Here is a 7,023-nt window from a genome sequence, read left to right on the forward strand (position 1 = left end):
AGATCTGGTCCAACAACCCACTATCCGTTAACCGGCTCTCCGGGGACACGGTTCGGGCTGCAGCGTGAGGTTCACGCACAAGCGCTGAGCACGGATGGATGCTGTCTGCATCTCGGTGGGGGAAGGCGGAGCGGCGATGCGGGTACTCAAGAGCGACAGCGGATATGTCCTGGAGGGCGACTGGGACGGGCAGGACGCGGTGAACGCGTTTCTCAACCATTTGGCGGGACGGGGGTTCAGCGCGGCCACGGTGCGGGCCTACGCATTCGACGTCGCCAATTTGAGCCGGTTCCTCGTCCAGCAAGCGGTCGGGCTCGCCGCGGTCGATGCGCCGTTGGTGTTCGACTGGATCGACTGGCAAGGCGTCCGCCGAACGGACCAGCCCACCGGCGGTCACCGCTCGTCGACCCCGCCGGCAGCTTCGACGGTGAACCGCCGGGTCGCGGCAGTGCGCGCGTTATTCGAGTATCTGGTGATGACCGGTGTCTGCACCGACAATCCGGTGCCGTCGCCGCGGCGGGACAGGGCTGCGCCAGTCGCAGCGGGGGTTGCTCGGTCATCTGGGTCCCGGGCGTGCACGCAGTGGCGGTAGGTTGGTGCGTCAGCCGCAGCGTCTTCCGGAATCGTTGTCCACCAACGATGTCGACGCGTTCCTGGCGACACTGGCAACGCACCGGGACCGGGCGATGGTGCTGGTGATGCTACTCGGAGGGCTGCGTTCGGCCGAGGCGCGTGGCCTGCTGCTCGCCGACGTCGATATGGGCCGGCGCCGGCTTCGGGTGATCGGCAAGGGCGGCAAGGAACGTCATGTCCCGGTCGATGCGGCGTTCTTCACCGAGCTCGCCGCCTACCTGCGATGGGAGCGGCCGCCGGGGTTGGCGACGCCGCAGTGCTTCGTAGTGCTGCGCGGCCCGACGACCGGTGCACCGGTCAGCGAGGCCGGGCTGCGCAGCCTGTTCCGTCGGCACCGGGAGACCTCTGGCGCCACAAGAGTCCGCCCGCACCGTTTACGGCATACCTACGGCACCGAATTGTCGGCGGCCGGAATCGATCTGCTGGCGTTGCGGGCGTTGATGGGGCATGTCTCGCCGGAGACCACGGCCCGCTACGTGCATTTGTCGATCGAGCAGCTCGCCGCCGAATACGGTGCTGCTCGTGCGACGTTGGCCGGAGCCCGGCAGTGACCACGGTGTTGGTCGGCCAACCCGTAGGCGCCGACGAGGTGGTGGCGGATTATCTCGACCACGTCGCCACCCTGGGTTTGAGCGGGCGGGCGGTACGCGACCGGATTCGGATCGCTCGCGACTTCACCGCACGCCACCGCGACCTGCACGCCTGGATGACGCTGCCGGCAGCCGAGCGGATCGCCGAGATACGGGACACCGGGGCGTGGCCGCTGATCTGTCACACGATCGGCACCGGCCGGTTACGGCTGGACGTCGAGCTGGCCGCGGTCAAACAGTTGACCGGGCTGGGCCGCGCAGTGGAGGACCGGGATCCGAGCGGATTCGCCGCGTTGCGGAATGCGGGAATTCGGTTGGGCTGGAGGAGTTCCTGGGTCGAGACGGTCCTCGGCGAATGTCTGGCGGTAGTGCTGGCACACCACGGCGGAATGGTCGCCGACCTGACCGGCGACGCGCTCGACGACTTCGACGCCGCGCTGTCACGTACCGTGGTGCCGCCATCGTCGCGGCGGGCATACAGGGGGCGGCTGGCCAGCCTGCGGCAGCTGTTGTTCGAGACCGCGGTCATCGACACCGCGCCGAAACGCCGGCGGTGGGCCCGTAGCCTCGAGCAGCGCTTCACCGAGGTGGAGATGCCCGACCCGATCCGTCAGACGTTGCTGCGCTACATCGGCGTGCGCGCGGCGGTGCTGCGGCCCAAATCGGTCGAGTCGCTGATCAACGACCTGCTGCCCTTCGCCGAATACCTCACCGCTCACCATCCCGACGTCATCAGCCTGCGTGAACTCGACCGGAGCTGCATCGAGGGCTACCTGAAATGGAATCGCACCCGGGGCTGGCGTGGTCAGCGCGCCGCCGCGGGCGCCGGGCGCACCGTCTCGGCCGCGGTGGCCCAGTCGGCAGTGCTCAGTCTGCGCAACCTGCTCGACGACATCACCGCCTGGGGCTGGGCGCAGGCCCCACCACGGCGGTTGGTATTCGCCGCCGACGTCCCCAAACTCGACCAGCCGTTGCCACGCGCGCTAGCACCCGATGTGGACGCGGCAGTGATGAACGCCGTTGCCCACCTGCAGGATCCGTTCGCCCGCATCGGCCTGACCGTGCTGCGTGGTGCCGGCCTGCGGGCGGGGGAACTGCTCGACCTCGAACTGGGCAGCATCATCGACTACGGACCGGCCGGAACCTGGCTGAAGGTGCCACTGGGCAAGCTCGCCACCGAACGCATGGTCCCGCTCTCCGCCGCGACCCTCGCCGCGCTCGACGAGTGGGTCGCCCTCCGCGGCACGCACCGGCCGCTGCCGCACCCACGCACCGGCGTGCTCACCGACTTTCTGTTCACCCGGCACGGACGCCGCCTGGGCTACACCCGGCTGCGCAACGGGCTGCTCACCGCCGCTGAATCCGCCGGGTTGCACCGTCCCGACGGCGGCGTCCTGATGGTCACTCCACATCAGTTGCGCCACACCTGGGCCACCGAACTCGCCAACGCCGGGATGAGTCTGCAGGCCTTGATGTCCTTACTCGGGCACGTCACTCCACAAATGACGATCCGCTACGCCACCCTGGCCTCGCCCACCCTGCGCGCGGCCTACGACGAAGCGATGGGCAAGATGCGCCGCCAGTTCACCCTCACCCCGGTCGGCAAACCGATCCTGCCCGACAAGGTCGGCTGGCTGCACAGTGAAATGCTGAAAACCCGCGTTGCACACGGATACTGCGCTCGCCACGAATCCGCGGGCGCGTGCCCTTATGCCAACATCTGCGAAACCTGCGACAACTACGTCACCGCCCCGAATTCCGCGACACGCTCACCGACCAACTCGCCGACGTCCAGGCCCTCAGAACCGACGCCGAGTGCCGCGGCTGGACCGACGAAGCCGCCCGCCACGACCGCGTCGCCCACGCCCTTACCGACCACCTCCAGCGCCTCGATCGATGAACATCCCACCCCGACGGGTTGACCCGCCCCCGAGGGCCGGATAAAAGAACGACTCAACAAGGAAATCCGCCGGCGCACCGACGTCGTCGGAATCTTCCCCGACCGCAACGCCCTAATCCGCCTCGTCGGCGCGGTGCTGGCCGAACAACACGACGAATGGGCCGAATCCCGCCGCTACCTCGGCCTCGACGTCCTCAGCAAATCCCGCGCCGACCACACGCCATCAACAGAACAGGAGGACACCCCGGCGGCACTGACCGCCTAAACCACCAAGTCGAAGAATCACACGACGACGTCGTACACCACGTCCCTGGACTTGACCCCAACCCCGTCTCCCGCCGTTGGTACTGGCCGGCAGGTCATACCGAGATCATGAGGCATAGTTTTCGATTCCCGCTACCAGCAGTGCGACATTCGATCGGAAATGCACCGTCGAGTGCGGTCAGGGGGTCGAATCTGCGAGACCGGCTTTAGGAGAGCGGTCAAGCCCTTCTGGTTGAGGTCCAGAAGGGGTGTCTGAGCTGGTCATATAGCGCCATCGCACACCAAGCGAAACCACCGCGTGCCGACCAGTGCAGATAGCGGGTTTCAGGCTGCTGTGGTACGGGTCTCGTTGGCATAAGTGTGTCGTAGCGCGTGAACGAGCGCACCCGACCGTTTCCCGGATCGGACAGGTGGTTGTGGTGAGTGGTGCGGATCGGTGCGGATGTGTTGCATTGGTAGGCAGTCGATTTGGCGACAAAGGGTGCGGACAAATGGGGACACAGATGATGTTGGTCAGGATGGTAGAGCACGACGATGGGTGCGTCCTATGGTTCCCACGTGGTGAACATCAATTCGAAATCGGCAGCGCGCAAGCGTGTCCGGGAGGCGCAGAACAAGGCCAACGAGGCACGTCTGGAGCGTGAGCGTCAAAATGTCGATGACGCTGCGTCGTTCCTCGTCGAGCTTGGGCGGCTGGCCGCCGTCGACGAGTGGGAGCGCAACCGTATCCTCGAGATACACGCAGAGGGAGAGCGGCGCCGTCACGAACACCGCCAGGCCGGCGCGACAGCGTTGGCCCGGATGCAAGGCCGCGGTGAAAGCCTCACTGCGATCGCTGAACTGGCGGGAGTCAAAGTCGGTGAGGTAGCACACATCTCGGCTGGGCTCAATCCGGGACGTGTGTCGCCAAGTGACTCATCCTGTGCATCAACGGGTTTCGGATCGCGGAGCGCATGACCCGATTTGACTCTGCGGGCGGACTCGCCGGTCTCGGCTCCGACGACCAGCACCGCATCGCTGATACCGCGCACAATGTCCCCACCAAGGACCTCGACGAGGTATTGCGGTGTATTGCCGCCAATCGGGCAGCTGATGCGACGCCGGGGCGCCAGCCCAACCGCTTCGGCAATTCTCGACGCGGGATTGTCACGCGGAATCATCAGAATGCCCGGTGTCGCCACCGTATCGATCCGATGCCCGATCGCAGCGCCCGCGTCTTGCAATGCTCGACGCGCGGCTTCGCAAGCCAAATCGATGGGATCGACGACGCTGTCGCCGCGGTGCGTGATCTCACCGACCGCGACGACAACGGGAGTGCGGGGCGGAATCGCCAACGGTCAGGTCACGTTCATCGTCGGCACCTTTGTTGCGACATATTTGCGATATTGTCACATAAGTAGCCATGCGACAACCGGTTGGGTCGTTAATTCACGATCGGTCCGAGGCTGCATACTTGCTTCGTGACGAAGAAATCGTTGCGCTGGGGCACGGCACCTCCCACGACCCGCGACGTCGCCCGAGACCTCCTGCTCGATGCCGCCGAAGCGTGCCTGGAGGGCAAGGGGCTGCCGGGCACCACCATGGAGGACATCGCCAGACAGGCGGGGGTGTCGCGCGCCACGGTGTACCGCTACTTTCCAAGTCGTGAATCCGTCGTTTCCGGTGTCATCCTGCGTGCGGCCGAACGCTACCTAGACCGCATGCGTCGACGGATCGCAGTACATCGCGATTTGGGCACGGCAATACTCGATTTCGTCGAGGTCACGGTACGCGCCGCTCATCGCGAGCCGACAATCGGATTGCTGTTCGGCAGTGACGAGGAACTCGCCGGCGTGGGGTTGGCCAAGGGAACGTCGGTGGCTTTGTTTGAACTCGTGGCCGAGTTCCTTCGACCTGTCTTCGCTGCGCACTGGGACCAACTCGAGCCCGGGGTGTCGGTCGACGATGCCGCCGAATGGATCCTGCGAACCGTCCTCAGCCTGCTGTCGGTCCGCGGCCCAGACACCGCAGCCCCGAAGGCCTCGATGCCTTTTTACGCCGATTCCTGCTTCCAGCTCTGCTCACCAACACCCAGCCTTGCGTCGATGCAACAAGTGCAGAGTAGTGTCTCAAACCATCGCATCGATATCCGTGGATGAGAAGGGGCGCTAACCATGGAGTTCGCGCAGTTCAATCAGCAGATCGCCAAGGAATTGCAGAACGCGGCGGCAACCACGGGAGGACTCTCCAAATACCTGGATTTTCGCCACACCGAGTTCGCCGCCGGGCGGCTGGTTGTGCAGATGGATGCTCGGGACGACCTTTTGACTCCGTTCGGCAATCTGCACGGCGGATGCCTGTCAGCAATGGTCGACCACTGCTTGGGCGTGGTGTTTTACCCGGTGATCCCCGCTGGATCGTGGGTCGCCACAACCGAATTCAAGCTGAACTTGCTGCAGCCCGTGTCAAGCGGAGTATGCGTCGCCGTCACCGAGATCATCGCGCTGGGCAAGCGCAGCGGTGTCGCCAGAATCGACATCACCAACGACGGGCGCGCGGTATGTGCCGCCCAAGGAACAGTGACCGTCGTTAGCCCTAGGGGGAATTCCTCGTGATGAAAAGGACCGATGGTATTGTCGTCCGACTTCACAACGGCGAGCGCACCCGATGACCGTTACGCTCGAGCGATTCCGCACCACAGACGGCGTCACCCTCACGGCGGATTGCTACCGGCACGACGCTGCCCGCGCCGTTGTGCTGCTCCTGCACGGCGGTGGTCAAAACCGACACGCCTGGGCGACCACAGCGCGCCGCTTGCACGCTCGTGGGTACACGGTCGTCGCGTATGACGCCCGAGGTCACGGCGACAGCGCGTGGGACCCTACCGGAAGATACGACCTCGGACGGCTAGCGTCCGATCTGCTGGCCGTGCGTGAACACGCGAGCACCGACCGCCCGCCGGCCGTCGTCGGCGCATCCTTGGGCGGCATGACCGTCCTGGGCACGCACTTGCTGGCGCCCGCCGACCTGTGGGGAGCCGTCGTCCTGGTCGACATCACTCCGCGAATGGAGTTTCACGGAGCACGCCGCGTCGTGTCGTTCATGGCCGCCCATCCTGACGGGTTCAGCACGCTCGACGACGCCGCGGACGTCATTGCCGAATACAACAGACATCGCACTCGGCCCAAGAACCCGGACGGACTCCGTAAAGTCTTGCGGCAACGCGACGATGGTCGGTGGATCTGGCGATGGGATCCGGCCTTCATCACTTCCAACTTCCAGTTTCTGCAAGGTGACCCCGCGACTGGTGCCGAAAAGTTCGACGCGATCAGCGAACTGCTTGTTGAAGGGGCCCGCCGCGTGCAGGCACCCACTCTTCTGGTGCGCGGCGTCCTTTCAGATGTGACATCGCAGCAGTCGGTCGACGAATTCCTCAAGGTCGTACCGCACGCCCAAGCGGTGGACGTCTCCGGCACCGGCCACATGGTCGCAGGCGACGACAACGATGCCTTCACCGCAGCCGTCGCCGGATTTCTCGACCGCACGATAAGCACTTCAGCGTGAAAAGCTCTGGGCTATCTGGCGCAGCCCGGGCTGGCCGCGCCAAAATCATGGCCGAGCTCGGCATCAAGGGGATCAGTCCGCGGAGGTTTAAGA

General features: G+C 65.2%; 3 protein-coding genes and 5 pseudogenes. 7 read left to right on the plus strand and 1 reads right to left on the minus strand.

The annotated features are described in order from the left end of the window. The first annotated feature begins 136 nt into the window (after positions 1-136). From NF20_RS28780 to NF20_RS26765, 4 genes and pseudogenes are all read left to right on the plus strand, one after another. Positions 137-1,184: pseudogene (locus tag NF20_RS28780) on the plus strand (tyrosine-type recombinase/integrase). Beyond that, positions 1,181-3,123, plus strand: a pseudogene (locus NF20_RS20775) (tyrosine-type recombinase/integrase). Before NF20_RS28780 ends, NF20_RS20775 begins: the two co-directional pseudogenes overlap by 4 nt. 46 nt (positions 3,124-3,169) lie before the next feature. Next, positions 3,170-3,388, plus strand: a pseudogene (locus NF20_RS26760) (transposase); the annotation flags it as partial. Positions 3,389-3,945: 557 nt separating this feature from the next. After that, positions 3,946-4,344 carry a hypothetical protein gene (locus NF20_RS26765; protein WP_174814222.1) on the plus strand — a complete coding sequence of 133 codons (399 nt, stop codon included), beginning with the start codon at positions 3,946-3,948 and terminating at the stop codon, positions 4,342-4,344. On the opposite strand, the pseudogene NF20_RS28785 reads toward NF20_RS26765, so the two are convergent. After that, a pseudogene (locus tag NF20_RS28785) lies at positions 4,260-4,721 on the minus strand (acetyl-CoA acetyltransferase); the annotation flags it as partial. The gene NF20_RS26765 and the pseudogene NF20_RS28785 sit on opposite strands and share 85 nt — an antisense overlap. Positions 4,722-4,847: 126 nt before the next feature. On the opposite strand from NF20_RS28785, the pseudogene NF20_RS20785 reads away from it, so the two are divergent. From NF20_RS20785 to NF20_RS20795, 3 genes and pseudogenes are all read left to right on the plus strand, one after another. Next, positions 4,848-5,491: pseudogene (locus NF20_RS20785) on the plus strand (TetR/AcrR family transcriptional regulator). A gap of 49 nt (positions 5,492-5,540) precedes the next feature. Further along, positions 5,541-5,981: a PaaI family thioesterase gene (locus NF20_RS20790; protein ID WP_007168380.1), complete on the plus strand. Its 441-nt coding sequence runs from the start codon at positions 5,541-5,543 to the stop codon at positions 5,979-5,981. A 52-nt stretch (positions 5,982-6,033) separates the two neighbouring features. Then, positions 6,034-6,930: an alpha/beta fold hydrolase gene (locus NF20_RS20795; protein WP_007168381.1), complete on the plus strand. Its 897-nt coding sequence runs from the start codon at positions 6,034-6,036 to the stop codon at positions 6,928-6,930. The last annotated feature ends 93 nt before the right edge of the window (positions 6,931-7,023 follow it).

The sequence above is a fragment of the Mycobacterium sp. MAC_080597_8934 genome (assembly GCF_000523975.1).
Taxonomy (GTDB): Bacteria; Actinomycetota; Actinomycetes; order Mycobacteriales; family Mycobacteriaceae; genus Mycobacterium; species Mycobacterium avium.

Coding starts and splice junctions, on each gene's coding strand:
- NF20_RS20790 (WP_007168380.1), top strand. CDS start 5,541: ATGGAGTTCGCGCAGTTCAATCAGCAGATCGCCAAGGAATTGCAGAAC.
- NF20_RS20795 (WP_007168381.1), top strand. CDS start 6,034: ATGACCGTTACGCTCGAGCGATTCCGCACCACAGACGGCGTCACCCTC.